This window comes from Waterburya agarophytonicola KI4 (assembly GCF_020640915.1).
GTDB classification, from domain to species: domain Bacteria; phylum Cyanobacteriota; class Cyanobacteriia; order Cyanobacteriales; family Xenococcaceae; genus Waterburya; species Waterburya agarophytonicola.
The window spans coordinates 1-12,118 of sequence record NZ_JADWDC010000096.1; the positions used below are offsets into that span (position 1 = coordinate 1).

Annotated in this window: 13 protein-coding genes and 1 pseudogene; 9 read left to right on the forward strand and 5 right to left on the reverse strand. The window is 39.1% G+C overall.

Annotated elements, in window-relative coordinates; all coding sequences use genetic code 11:
- Window positions 1-53: 53 nt before the first annotated feature.
- The 3 genes and pseudogenes from I4641_RS21785 to murD all read right to left on the reverse strand — a co-directional run.
- Window positions 54-194: pseudogene (locus I4641_RS21785) on the reverse strand (DUF4277 domain-containing protein); the annotation flags it as partial.
- 324 nt (window positions 195-518) lie between these two features.
- Window positions 519-1,472: a DUF6208 family protein gene (locus I4641_RS21790; RefSeq protein ID WP_229642697.1), complete on the reverse strand. Its 954-nt coding sequence runs from the start codon at window positions 1,470-1,472 to the stop codon at window positions 519-521.
- A gap of 25 nt (window positions 1,473-1,497) precedes the next feature.
- Window positions 1,498-2,907, reverse strand: a complete 1,410-nt coding sequence (gene murD, locus I4641_RS21795) for a UDP-N-acetylmuramoyl-L-alanine--D-glutamate ligase (protein ID WP_229642698.1) — start codon at window positions 2,905-2,907, stop codon at window positions 1,498-1,500.
- Window positions 2,908-3,322: 415 nt separating this feature from the next.
- On the opposite strand from murD, the gene I4641_RS21800 reads away from it, so the two are divergent.
- The 3 genes from I4641_RS21800 (at window position 3,323) to rlmB (ending at window position 5,102) form a co-directional block, all read left to right on the forward strand.
- Window positions 3,323-3,688, forward strand: a complete 366-nt coding sequence (locus I4641_RS21800) for an STAS domain-containing protein (protein WP_369426863.1) — start codon at window positions 3,323-3,325, stop codon at window positions 3,686-3,688.
- Window positions 3,689-3,785: 97 nt separating this feature from the next.
- Window positions 3,786-4,175, forward strand: coding sequence for a Mini-ribonuclease 3 (locus tag I4641_RS21805; protein WP_369426864.1), 390 nt, complete (start codon window positions 3,786-3,788; stop codon window positions 4,173-4,175).
- 60 nt (window positions 4,176-4,235) lie between these two features.
- Entirely contained in the window at window positions 4,236-5,102 is an 867-nt protein-coding gene (rlmB, locus tag I4641_RS21810; protein ID WP_229642700.1) for a 23S rRNA (guanosine(2251)-2'-O)-methyltransferase RlmB, read from the forward strand.
- A gap of 86 nt (window positions 5,103-5,188) precedes the next feature.
- Here the strand turns inward: rlmB and I4641_RS21815 are convergent, their stop codons facing one another.
- Window positions 5,189-5,998, reverse strand: coding sequence for an alpha/beta fold hydrolase (locus I4641_RS21815; protein WP_229642701.1), 810 nt, complete (start codon window positions 5,996-5,998; stop codon window positions 5,189-5,191).
- Between the two features lie 83 nt (window positions 5,999-6,081).
- On the opposite strand from I4641_RS21815, the gene I4641_RS21820 reads away from it, so the two are divergent.
- The 5 genes from I4641_RS21820 to I4641_RS21840 all read left to right on the forward strand — a co-directional run bounded on the left by I4641_RS21820 (window position 6,082) and on the right by I4641_RS21840 (window position 10,604).
- On the forward strand, window positions 6,082-6,429 hold the full coding sequence (locus tag I4641_RS21820; protein WP_229642702.1) for a YtxH domain-containing protein: 348 nt from the start codon (window positions 6,082-6,084) through the stop codon (window positions 6,427-6,429).
- A 27-nt stretch (window positions 6,430-6,456) separates the two neighbouring features.
- Window positions 6,457-6,909, forward strand: a complete 453-nt coding sequence (locus I4641_RS21825; RefSeq protein ID WP_229642703.1) for a hypothetical protein — start codon at window positions 6,457-6,459, stop codon at window positions 6,907-6,909.
- Window positions 6,910-6,999: 90 nt separating this feature from the next.
- Window positions 7,000-7,806, forward strand: a complete 807-nt coding sequence (locus I4641_RS21830; protein WP_229642704.1) for a TPM domain-containing protein — start codon at window positions 7,000-7,002, stop codon at window positions 7,804-7,806.
- A gap of 169 nt (window positions 7,807-7,975) precedes the next feature.
- A complete protein-coding gene (locus tag I4641_RS21835) occupies window positions 7,976-9,649 on the forward strand; it encodes a transglutaminase-like domain-containing protein (RefSeq protein ID WP_229642705.1) in 1,674 nt (557 codons plus the stop codon).
- Window positions 9,650-9,767: 118 nt separating this feature from the next.
- Window positions 9,768-10,604 (forward strand): carbohydrate ABC transporter permease, encoded by an 837-nt coding sequence (locus tag I4641_RS21840; RefSeq protein WP_229642706.1) that lies wholly within the window; start codon window positions 9,768-9,770, stop codon window positions 10,602-10,604.
- 32 nt (window positions 10,605-10,636) lie between these two features.
- Here the strand turns inward: I4641_RS21840 and I4641_RS21845 are convergent, their stop codons facing one another.
- Window positions 10,637-11,332, reverse strand: coding sequence for a TerC family protein (locus tag I4641_RS21845; protein WP_229642707.1), 696 nt, complete (start codon window positions 11,330-11,332; stop codon window positions 10,637-10,639).
- 244 nt (window positions 11,333-11,576) lie between these two features.
- Here I4641_RS21845 and I4641_RS21850 point away from each other — a divergent pair, with 244 nt between their 5' ends.
- Window positions 11,577-12,068, forward strand: a complete 492-nt coding sequence (locus I4641_RS21850; RefSeq protein ID WP_229642708.1) for a hypothetical protein — start codon at window positions 11,577-11,579, stop codon at window positions 12,066-12,068.
- Window positions 12,069-12,118: the final 50 nt, after the last annotated feature.

Below are 12,118 nucleotides of genomic sequence, written 5' to 3' on the forward strand. Positions count from 1 at the left end.
AGTGCTGGATAATTTTGGTCACGAATATGTAATTAATTTTGCCTAAGTACTTATAAGGATCTTGAAATAAATCCTAATCCATTAATAATAATTGCTTTGATGATTACCCCTGGACTTACAATTTCTTTTTTGTCCGTCCCCAATTGTTTATTGATAATTTCTACGAGTCCTATTTCATCTATTATTCCTGCTATTAGTTTCTTTTTCTACTGATTATTTTGATTGCTTTATATTACATTTTGACGTGCGGAAGGTGGGATAAAAAGGAAAAAAATAGTAAAAATGTATTAAAAAAACTTATATATTTGACGCGCGATCGCTCTTTATGTTTTAATTATTTTTAAGATTTATATAATGGAAATATTTAGAGTCAGCAATAAGAGTCACCACTCCCAGTATAAAAAAATTTTAACACGACCAGCGATCGCCACACAACCCCCAAATTTAAAAAATTTTCACGCTGCTAGAAAATTGTGAAATTGGCAAGTTCTTCAAAGCTCTTGAGAACCTTATTTTAATTAGCTGTGAACCGACCAAGTCTGCATAGAATCAGTTAAAGAGAGTAACTGAGATTTAACTTTAACCGTAGTTGTGGCAAATTCTGGTTTTGGTCGGACTCGAAGCAAAAAATAACCCTTTGTATCCTGGGGTGATAAAGAATATTCTACTTCCTTAATGATACACCAACTCAAAGGAAGACTAGAGCGATCATAGAGGGTAAAATATATATCGAACTGTTGCAGAATTTCCGGTTTAATACTAATTTCTAATGCTTGTTGGGATTCGAGATAATTATAAGCAAAGTGAGTTGCAGGCGCGCCTACGGGTAAAAATTCTCTACGAACAAAAGATTCTGGAAGGTAATTACGTAATTTGAGAATAGTAAAAATATAGTAGTGGAGGCTGGAATAAAACCAGTTTTTCGCCTCAATTAAATTGTGATAATAATCATTAATATTATTAGGAATATTATAAGCTTCTACATACGGCTCCCAGTCTACTTTGACAGCAGGATAATTAATCGTATCGAAACGATTATAGTAACGGACTCCCAACGAATATTTACCAGCAGGCAACTTAATTGTATGCCAAGATGAATCGGAGTTTATTTTCTCAGATTCGATACTAGTGATAGTCTTATAAGCAGGAAAGCTATAAACCACTGCAATCCAAGAACGAGCGGATTTATTAGCCGTATCAATATCTATTTCTAAAGTTTCATTAACGAAAAAAGGCCCTAAAGTACCGATAATGGCGTGAGTATTCCAACGAGGCCCTTTAGTCATCAAAACAGGTAATACTAGGGGAGCATTAATAGTCTTTTGAGACAAAACACGCCACTGAGAAGCTTTTTTTTTATCTATAGCCAGATAAATAGTAAACAAGTTACCAATAATAAACTTCATGACTTTGTAAAACACAAAAGATGCCAAAGCCAAGGGAATTTCCCACAATAAAAATATTTTATCCATTATTGATCGAATATCTAGAGATAAATTAATCTTCTTTTATATTGCCCATTGCTAAACATAATTCTCGAAAGTGTTTGCCTCTAGCCTCAAAACTAAGATATCTATCGAAACTGGCACAGGCGGGAGAAAGCAAAACTACTTGAGCTTTTTTTTCAATTGCGATCGCTATACTTAGACTTACTGCATTCTCCATCGTTTCCACAATTTGATAATCGTGGTAATTGCGATCGCTCAATCTTTGGGCAAAAAATGGTGCAGCTTCGCCAATCAATAATACAGCAGCAGCCTTAGTTTGAATACTATCGATCCAGGCAGTATCGTCTCCCGCTTTACTTTGTCCTCCTGCAATCAAAACTAGGGGTGCTACAACAGAATTCAAACCCACCTCCGCTGCGTCGTAGTTAGTCGCCTTACTATCGTTGATAAATTTAATCCCCTGATGAGTGCAGACATATTCCAAACGGTGTTCTACTCCAGGGAAGGAAGTAATTGCATCTACGATCGCACCTTGATCGATTCCTGCTAATTTCGCTGCTGCCACCGCTACCAAGAGATTTTGTAGATTATGTTCTCCAGGCATTTTAAACAAAGATACAGGGGCAATAAGTTCGCCAAATGCCACAATCCAACCATCTTGAACATATACCTCTACGGAGCGATCGTCATCAAAGCTATCTTTACCCCGAACGCTCGTCCAAATAACATCTCGACCTAATTCTAACCCCCTCTTTTGCAAAAAGCGATCGTCTCCATTGATGATTTTTTGCGAACAACGATGAAGTAAAGATGCTTTAATTTGATAATAATTTTCTAAAGTTTTGTGGCGATTAAGATGATCGGGAGTAAGAGTAGTCAAGATACCGATTTGTGGTGCTAATTCAGCAGAAGATTCGATTTGATAGCTGCTCAATTCGGCAATAATCCAATCAAAATCATTAGTATCATTGTCCAAACTTTGAATTGCTAACTCACAAGCTGCATTGCCAATATTGCCACAAGCAGGCGCGTTCGATCCCCCAGCTTGAAAAATAGACGCTATTAAAGCAGTGGTAGTTGTTTTGCCATTAGTACCCGTGATTCCAATCCAAGGAATAGAGTTGAGGTAACGCCAAGCCAGTTCGATTTCACCAATAGTTGCGATCGCTTTTTCTCTGGCTGCTATTAAAGATTTAATATCCCAGGGTACGCCAGGACTAACGACAATTAAGTCTGGAATATTATTTCCTTCTAGAGTAACCTGACTGTCTAATTTTACAGTAACTCCTGCCTGAACTAATTGTTGTTGTGATGCTTGTAATCGATCGCCATTGGATCTAGATGCAACTTCTTCTGCCGTTGCCGAATCAACTAGAGTAACTTGCCAGCCTTGTTTATTTAATAATTTTGCAGCAGCAATTCCCGATCTTCCTAAGCCTATTACTTCGCCTTTGGGCATAAATCTCGTGATGTAATAATTCCCATAGAATGTTAGCTCATTTTGCTTCTAGATCGTTGATTATCTCAATTTTGCCCATGGGTCATTAAGAAAACTCTTCAGCGAGCAAATAAAATATATTTAAGAGCAGAATTAAACGAATTAAACATTGTTAGTAAAAATGGGCTATACTTTACCATTGACAAACTTAACAGTAATTTAAGTCGTTATCTTGGTATTTATCCTAATTGTGTCTGGGTAAGAGCAGCTAAGAACTAACTCGATCTTGCCCTCAATTGTATGAGGGATGACTGCGGTCTAACCGCTAAAGTAGTAGTTAATAATTAGTATTCTTGCCGAAAAACACAGAATAATACTGATTGAGCGATCGTACAATTGCTGTTGTTAACAATAAGGTAAAGTTGAGGAGGGGGCTATTCCTGAACAGCTAAATCTGACTGTAAGCTTAAGAGGCACCCGAGAGGTCAGGGAAAACTATCAAATATTTCGTCTCACTGGATTACTAGATGCCTTTTCTGAACCCGCATTTCGTAAAGTCATTGGTAGTTGTATAGACGATGGACCAAACAATCTTGTTTTGGTATTAGCGCAAATTGATTTCATCGATAGCTCTGGCTTGGGAGCTTTAGTGCAGCTTGTTAAGAAGGCACAAACCGTTGGAGGTAGCTTGCAGGTTGTGACTAATCCTCGGGTTACACAAACTGTTAAGCTAGTGCGTTTAGAGAAATTTTTATCTCTTCAGCCTTCTGTAGAGGTAGCACTAGAAAATATCGAGAAATAAGCTTCAATATTTGAATTTTATTTCACCAGCTAGAGGTACAAACAACAGTAGTAATGCGCCAATAGACACGGCTCAAACATGGGTAAATTTTGGAACTATGGTAGATAGAACTGAGGTGATTCAATTAACTCAAATTGAACGCCTATCGCCTATCGCCCTAGCGTATATGGGAGATGCTGTATTTGAACTATATGTTCGCAGTAAATTTCTCACACCTCCAAAACGGATGGCTGATTATCACGATCGGGTCGTAACCCAAGTGAGAGCCGAAAGTCAGGCGGTTCATTTGGCTAGTTTATTATCTTATTTGACCGATTCGGAAAAAGAAATTTTACGTCGCGGGCGCAATGCTTCGACAATGAAACCACGCCGTTTGTCTCGCCAAATTTATCAACAAGCAACTAGTTTTGAAGCGTTAGTTGGCTATCTTCATTTGACCAACCCCCAACGTTTGGAAGAATTATTGGACAAGCTAGATATTAAGTAATAAGTAATAAGTAATAAAATCGGTAGTCAGTGGTTAAGATTGTGACGCGATCGATATTTTATGAAACATAAAAATAATTCTCAGCAAAAAAAGCAAAAAATTAACTTGGATCGCTCTAGTAGGAAATCCCAAGATGGATATACGAGCAAGTCTTTAGGGGAATCTAAGATTAATAACTCAGACGAACCAAAAGAAGAGATAGATTTAACTTATGGTCGTCATGCGGTATTGGCTGCATTAAAAAGCGATCGCCAAATTAATCGAATTTGGGTCACAGAAACCTTGATGGGTCACGGACAATTTTACCCTTTAATCAAAGAAGCAAAGGCTGAAGGGACAATTATTGATGAGGTTGATTCTCGTCGCCTTTCTAACCTCACTCAAGGGGGCAATCATCAAGGTATTGCAGCCCAGGTTGCACCCTATGTTTATTGGGATCTGCCCGTTCTAATTAATAAAGCAAAAGAGACTCCCAATCCCGTAATTGTCATTGCTGACGGTATTGAAGATCCCCACAATTTGGGGGCAATTATTCGCACAGCCGAAGCTCTTGGGGTACAAGGTATCGTAATTCCCCAACGTCGAGCAGCAGGGGTTACTTCAACGGTAATGAAAGTAGCAGCAGGAGCGTTAGAGAATATGGCGATCGCTAGAGTCACCAATCTCAACCAAGCTATTACTAAATTAAAAGAGGCTGGCTTTTGGATTTATGGCACTACAGCGGATACGGATAACTTATTGCATAAAACTAATTTTAGTGGCTCTGTAGGGCTAGTTATTGGCTCGGAAGGTAAAGGTTTGAGCCAGCTTACTGAGAAGAATTGCGACCAACTTGTGGCAATTCCTTTAGTGGGTAAAACTCCTAGTCTCAATGCTTCTGTAGCTGCTGCGATCGCGCTTTATGAAGTATTTTGTCAGCGACAATAGCAATGGACAATGGACAATTATCAGCAAATAATAACTAAGCTTTAGTGATAATGACTTCTTCTAAAGCTTGGGTAATAGTGCGATCGCTAACTAAATTCATGTCCATCAAGCCATCTCTGGATATCTTGTAAAACCTGATCGGGTATTTCCCAGGGAAAAAGATGAGCAACCTGGGGATATTTGATGTAATCGCAGTTGGGTAAACATTCGGCTGTTTTTTGGCTGGAATAGGCAGTAATATTGCGATCGCATTCCCCTGAAAGCATCAGACAAGGAAAATCTATTTTGTGCAAATCATCAAGACGGTTGTAGCCTTTTCTAATGGCACTAAACAAAGCATTACTAGCTGCTTTGGAAGTTTTGAAATAAGCTGGCGTTCCTTCTTTGGCTAAATAATTATAAGATTCGGGAGTATGATTTTCAATCAAAAAGCGAAAAAGCGATCGCTTGCCAAAGGTATTAATATTCCATTGCCATCCTGGTTTAATTAAATTAATTATGCCCCCAATCCCCGTAAACAATTGGTCTTTCCAGGTGTTGCTAGTAGGGCTACTAAATGGCTGTGCCGCCGTAGCGACTAAGATCGTACCGCTAAAGCGATCGGGCATTGCTAGGGCTAATTCCATCGCGATAATGCCCCCCAACGACCAACCCAGTAATAAACAGCGATCTATCTTGTATTTATCTAGCAATTCTTGGAGATCTGCCAAATGATCTTCCATCACAAAATCTTGTCGATATTTACTTTTGCCATAACCCCGCAGATCGGGAGCGATAGTTTGATACTCTTGAGCAAGATAGTTAGTAAATACAGACATACTAGCCAAACTACCAGGATGACCGTGCAAACAAAGAATCGGATATCCTTGTCCTTTAATTTCTGTATTTAGATCCATAAATTCTGCCTAAGATATTCTTTAAGATAACTAGATTTTGTCATAAGCTTAAGTTAATTCAATCGACAAGAGAGAATAGGGTCATGTCTAAGGAAAACCAGACAGTTATTTTTATTGGTGGAATGATTATTGGTAGTGCAGTAGGCACGATCGTCGGACTTTTGGCTGCACCTCGCACGGGAAAAGAAACCAGGAAAGTTATTAAAAAATCTGCCGATGCTTTGCCAGAATTAGCCGAAGACTTATCTACTAGCATTCAATTCCAAGCAAATCGTCTTTCTGAGACTACTTTAGAGAATTGGGAAGGTACGTTAAATAGATTGAGTCAGGCGATCGCTGCTGGTATAGAAGCGAGTCAAGCAACCGCTCAAACTAGTAAATCTAACCCACAAGATCGAGATAGAAACTCATCGATCGCCGATCGCCTTTAAAATTATAAGAATGCGATCTCAATTTTTATGATAGACCCTTTATTCTGGCTAGGACTGTCCTTACTTCTAGTCTCCTTTAGTTTGTTTGCAGTTTTATTAGTTACTATCCCTACTCTACAAGAAGTAGCTAGGGCTGCTCGTAGTGCCGAAAAATTATTTGATACTCTCAACCGAGAATTCCCACCAACCTTAGAGGCAATTCGCATGACTGGTAAAGAAGTTGGGGAATTAACCGACGAGTTAAATCAGGGAATCAATAATGCTACTGGAGTAGTCAAGCAAGTAGATCGAGGATTAGTCAACGCCAGAATACAAGCACAGCAAGTACAAGAAAGTAGTCGGGGTTTGATAGCAGGAGTTAAAGTAGCATGGAAAACATGGCGTAATCCTCCCCGCAGAAAAGATTTAGCTGAATTCGATCGAGCAGAAGATTTCACCCCCTCCCCCTCATCCAAAAGAAAATCTGCTGATAACTGGTAATCTTAAGTTAAGGTAAATAAATGTAACAGAAATTAGCTATATTTTAATAAACCTGAAATCGTCTACAAAAATATTTTTAATCAAACAATTATGGGAAATAAGTTAATACAGCGTTTCCTGCTTTCGTTGGGAGCTTGCTTACTATTTTTAGCTACTTGCTTTACGCCTTCGGCACTAGCAGTCAATAACCCAGAGCTATTACCAGATAAAGAAACTCCTGTAGTAGACTTAGCCAACTTCTTACCCCAACAACAAGAAGATTTGCTTATTGAAAACTTAGAGAATTTTGAAGCAGAAACAGGCTGGAAGATGCGCGTTTTGACTCAATACGATCGCTCTCCTGGTCGTGCGGTCAAGAAATTTTGGGGTTTAGACGACAGGAGCATTTTACTGGTAGCTGATGGTCGAGGGGGAAACCTCTTAGCTTTTAGTATCGGAGACGCTGTATATGAATTGCTACCCCGCAACTTCTGGATCGAACTGCAAACTCGTTTTGGCAATATGTACTATATTCGCGAACACGGCGAAAATAATGCTATTGTCATAGCTCTCGAATCAGTGAAAGGGTGTCTGATCCAAAAAGGTTGTAATAACGTACCTGGACTGTCTCAAGAGCTATGGATCTTAACTCTAATTAGTTCAATTGTCGGCGGAGTGATTCTCGGTGTGGCGGTGATTCCTCGCGAAGAAAATCAATTTATTGCTTGGCAATGGGGGTTAATTATGTCTCCGTTATGGGGCATTTTATTTATTGCTTTTGGCATGGGGCCGATTGTAACTCGTACTCCCGAATTTCTGCCATTATTCCGCAACATTATTGGGTTTATGTTAGGTGCAGTAGTAGCTTTCTTATCCCCAACCTTTATTGAAACACCCACTTCAGATTCGGAAACATAATATTGCTATATTGCTATTTGAACGTAGCATATACCAATTGAACCAATATTTTTAAGGTGTGTTGAAGAAATACATCTTTTTTATTTGCCAGAATAAATTGTTCAATCTCTACACTTGAGAGGACGAAAGCAATATAAAATTTAGAGACTAAAAATTCTTGACTGAGTATATGATTTCCCCTCAACCTTCTGTTGTCAACGCGAAAACCATCAGACCGATCGCAGCTAGTTCGATTTACGGTATCGTATTTCATGAAGGCTTTATTTGGGCGATCGATTCTCACAACGGTTACTTGCTGCAAATCGATCCCGATACCAACAACACGACTATTTTAAACAATCATTATTGGTCGGATTTTATTGGGGCAACGGGTTTAGCCATCACCGATGATGTTTTGTGGTTTACTAATCGTGAATCCGTTTATTGTTGTTCTTTACGCACTAGAGATTTTGCACCACAGTTGTTTTTGCGCTTGCGAGACGATGTTGATGGCATTGCAGTGTGGGAATCGACTATTTATTTAACCTCTCAAAAACAGGGCAAAATTTTTATTTACGATCGCGAAAGTCAAGCAAAAATCACTCATTTTTATGCCCCTGGTATTGGAGTAGAAAATATTACGATTAAAAATGAAGAGATCTGGCTGACGGATACTTTAGAGCAAACTGTATATTGTTTGGATCGAGCTACAGGGGAAACTATTTTCAGTGTCTTGACTCCCTTTGTCTCTCCTTCAGGTTTGGCTTTTAAAAATGATGGCGAAGATGGAGAAACTTTGTATGTAGCCTATGCAGATCGAGAGGTTTATATCCGCGACAATCCTAATGCAGAGCCTAATTATGAATTGCAGTATCGCGATCGCACTTTTATCCATCCTCTCTATTTCCACTATTACCCAGATCGTAAATATGCCCTTTCTAATGGCTATTTGGTAGAGATGTCTTACACGGAAGAAATCTCTCCTTTAGATAATACAGAGATTAAGGATTTGGCTTGGCGTATCGCTTTACCCGCCGAGACAGACAGACAAAAAATTCGAGAAGTTCAAAGTATTGGACTGCCCTTTACCGAAGAGATTAAAGACGGGCAGCGTATTGCCGTATTTAAGTTCGATGAGTTTAACGCTCGACAGCGTTACATCTTTGGCTGGAAAGCAATATTGGAAGTTTGGAGTATTAAATATCAGATCCAACCCCCAGATTGCGAAGATTTGCCTCAACTAAGGGATGAATATCGACAAAAGTATCTCACCGATAACGATAATCTGGCAATGGATACCGAAGTAATTATTCAAGCTGCCGAAAGTGCAGTTGGTTCGGAAACCAACTTATTACGTCAGGTTTATAGTATTCGCAATTATGTCTACGACAAGCTTTCTTACGGCATAAAACCCCATATAGATACTCCTGACATCGTAATTAAACGCGGAGTGGGTTCGTGTGGGGAATATTTGGGTTTACTTTTAGCATTGTGTCGTCTCAATGGTATTGTCTGTCGCACCGTCGGTAGATATAAATGTCCTGGCGATCCTCTCAAGCGCAATATTCCCTTACAACCCGATTTTAATCATGTTTGGATGGAGTTTTATCTCCCTGGTTATGGTTGGTTGCCCATGGAATCTAATCCCGACGATCTTTTTGAAGGGGGACCTTATCCAACAAGATTTTTTATGGGACTGGCTTGGTATCACGCAGAAATGGCAAAAGATATTAGTTTTGAGGTTATCACCAGTGAAGGAGTGAAAATAGATAAGGAGACGGTTTCGATCGGGGAATTAGCAATCAATCACATCGAATTTACAATCTTGTCAGAATTACAGCCTAAGACTGAATTAATAGATTAATGAACTCTGGCAATAAAAGTATCTAGAAAGATTAAAGGCAGATTTCGTTGCAAAGAACAAAAGTAAGTATCTGTTTGGTATAACGAAAGCTCAACTCTAGCAACTAAATTTATTAAAAATGAGTCAGAGTCAAAGCTCGTTGGGCAAAAAAATCGCCACCTATCTAATTTTGAGTGCGATCGCTTTTTTGATGTTGTTTCCCTTATTGTGGTTGATTGGGACTTCTTTGAAATCGCCAGGGGAAGATATTTTTACTTTCCCGCCTCAAATCTTGCCGAACCAGCCTACTTTCGCCAACTTTTTAACAGTTTGGGATACTGAACCCTTCGGGTTGTATTCGATCAATAGCGCGATCGTCGCTATTGCGACAGTGGGTTTGAATTTATTATTTTGTTCTCTGGCTGCTTATCCTTTAGCCCGCCTGAATTTTAAAGGACGCAAATTTATTTTTACTCTGGTTTTAGCGACGATCGCCATTCCCTTTCAGATCGTGATGATTCCTCTGTATATCCTGGCAGTCAATCTAGGATTGAGAAATAGTTATTTAGGAATTATTCTGCCCAATTTAGCCTCCGCATTTGGTATCTTTCTCTTGAGACAGGCTTTAAAAGCCGTACCGTTAGAATTAGAAGAAGCTGCCAGGATTGATGGCTGTTCGGAAATTGGAATCTGGTGGAATGTTATGATACCCGCTATCAAACCAGCATTATTTACCCTGGCTATCTTTGTTTTTATTGGCTCGTGGAGCGATTTTCTTTGGCCTTTAATTATTTTAGACGACCCTAATTACTATACTCTGCCCATTGCAGTGGCTAACTTAGCAGGTTCTTTTTCTTTAGACTGGAGGTTAGTTGCAGCGGGATCGGTTATTTCTATTGCTCCTGTTTTATTATTATTTTTGTTCCTACAGCGATATATTGTCCCTACTGATGTTGGTAGTGGAGTTAAGGGATAATCAAGATACGAGGCGGACTTGTCTGCAAGAGGTTAGTCGTTAGATTCTAAAACTTCGCGTTTGGAAAAACCCCAGGTAAAAAAAACCGCCACGACGGCAATGGTTAACCATTCTGGAATATAAGTATCTGGTAGCCAGACTTTGAGCAAGAGACGCAAGCCGACAAAACCCACGGTAATAAAACCCGCATCTTCGAGGTAAGTATATTCTTGTAGCCAACGAATAAATAAACCAGCCAAGAAACGTAAAATAATAATTCCGATCGTACCGCCTGCAATAATTAACCAGGTATCTTCGGTAATTGCGATCGCAGAGGTTACGCTATCTAGAGAGAAAGCTAAATCGGTAATGGCGATGGTAGGGATGACTTGCCACAGAGATTTGAATCCCAAGCTGCGCTTTTCGGGATCTTCAGATTCTTCTTCTCGGGCAAAAAAATAGTTGAACACCAGCCACAATAAGTATAATGCTCCCAGTAATTCAAACTGCCAGTATTCAATGACATAAGTAGCACCCAAGATTAAGATGATTCTTAGGATGTATGCTCCAATTAACCCGATATTTAGAGCTTGTTGTTGGGATTTGGGATCTTCGACACTTTTAGCAATTGAAGCTAAGGCGATCGCATTATCAGCAGACAAAACCGCTTCCAATATAACCAAAATTAGTAAGATAAAGTAGACTTCTACTCCTGCATTAGTAAAATAATTAACGATGTTTTCTAGCATTAAGTATATTGTTCAATCAAATACGATAAAAAATATTAATCCTGATTAGTTCAGAATAAACTAAAACACGATCTCGATAAATCTATCAATTTTGCGATCTTATCTAGAACTTTTCTCTTTTATTATGTTGCATCTTGTTACAAAAGGTTAGGTCTGTCAAAGCCTAATTCTTCGTCAGTAACAATTCTAGCCGTCCTCAAATCACAGCGAAATGGTACACCTTGGCACACCTTAGAAATAAACAATGCCAAGCTCCACTTACATAACACTGCCTCCCGTAGACTTTGTAAAACTAATCAAAAGGGGGAAAAGTTACAGCATACGTTTTCAGCATCCCTACGTTAAAGACGGTAAACGAGTATCTTTTTCTCTAGGAAATATTCCAGAATCAGAAGCCAAGAAAAAGCAGATAGACATCCATCAAGAAATAATTAACCATAAATTCATCCTAGAGAAATATTCCAGAAAGGAAGCAAAGGAGAAATTTGGAGGAACTTGGGGGGAACTAGACCGTGCCTTCTTAGGAATATCAGACTGGGAACTGCCCAGAGAACCGAAGAAAATAGCTACTCTCAAAGATGTCCTAGCCAACTTTAAGAAACGCCGTAATAAACAGTTATCTCCCACTACTATAAAGAATCATCAGCAAGCCCTAGATAGATTCCTAGACAACAATCCCCAACTAAACAGCATAAGTAACTACTCTCTATTAATCCCTGCCTTAAAACGGCAATAAGCTTAGACGCACCTAGTTTAGGTTATAATCAGGGAAAAAAAAGAGCGATC

Excerpts from the sequence above, each read along its gene's own strand:
- I4641_RS21790 (WP_229642697.1), bottom strand. The coding sequence starts at position 1,472 with ATGGATAAAATATTTTTATTGTGGGAAATTCCCTTGGCTTTGGCATCT.
- murD (WP_229642698.1), bottom strand. The coding sequence starts at position 2,907 with ATGCCCAAAGGCGAAGTAATAGGCTTAGGAAGATCGGGAATTGCTGCT.
- I4641_RS21805 (WP_369426864.1), top strand. The coding sequence starts at position 3,786 with ATGGTAGATAGAACTGAGGTGATTCAATTAACTCAAATTGAACGCCTA.
- rlmB (WP_229642700.1), top strand. The coding sequence starts at position 4,236 with ATGAAACATAAAAATAATTCTCAGCAAAAAAAGCAAAAAATTAACTTG.
- I4641_RS21815 (WP_229642701.1), bottom strand. The coding sequence starts at position 5,998 with ATGGATCTAAATACAGAAATTAAAGGACAAGGATATCCGATTCTTTGT.
- I4641_RS21820 (WP_229642702.1), top strand. The coding sequence starts at position 6,082 with ATGTCTAAGGAAAACCAGACAGTTATTTTTATTGGTGGAATGATTATT.
- I4641_RS21825 (WP_229642703.1), top strand. The coding sequence starts at position 6,457 with ATGATAGACCCTTTATTCTGGCTAGGACTGTCCTTACTTCTAGTCTCC.
- I4641_RS21830 (WP_229642704.1), top strand. The coding sequence starts at position 7,000 with ATGGGAAATAAGTTAATACAGCGTTTCCTGCTTTCGTTGGGAGCTTGC.
- I4641_RS21835 (WP_229642705.1), top strand. The coding sequence starts at position 7,976 with ATGATTTCCCCTCAACCTTCTGTTGTCAACGCGAAAACCATCAGACCG.
- I4641_RS21840 (WP_229642706.1), top strand. The coding sequence starts at position 9,768 with ATGAGTCAGAGTCAAAGCTCGTTGGGCAAAAAAATCGCCACCTATCTA.
- I4641_RS21845 (WP_229642707.1), bottom strand. The coding sequence starts at position 11,332 with ATGCTAGAAAACATCGTTAATTATTTTACTAATGCAGGAGTAGAAGTC.
- I4641_RS21850 (WP_229642708.1), top strand. The coding sequence starts at position 11,577 with ATGCCAAGCTCCACTTACATAACACTGCCTCCCGTAGACTTTGTAAAA.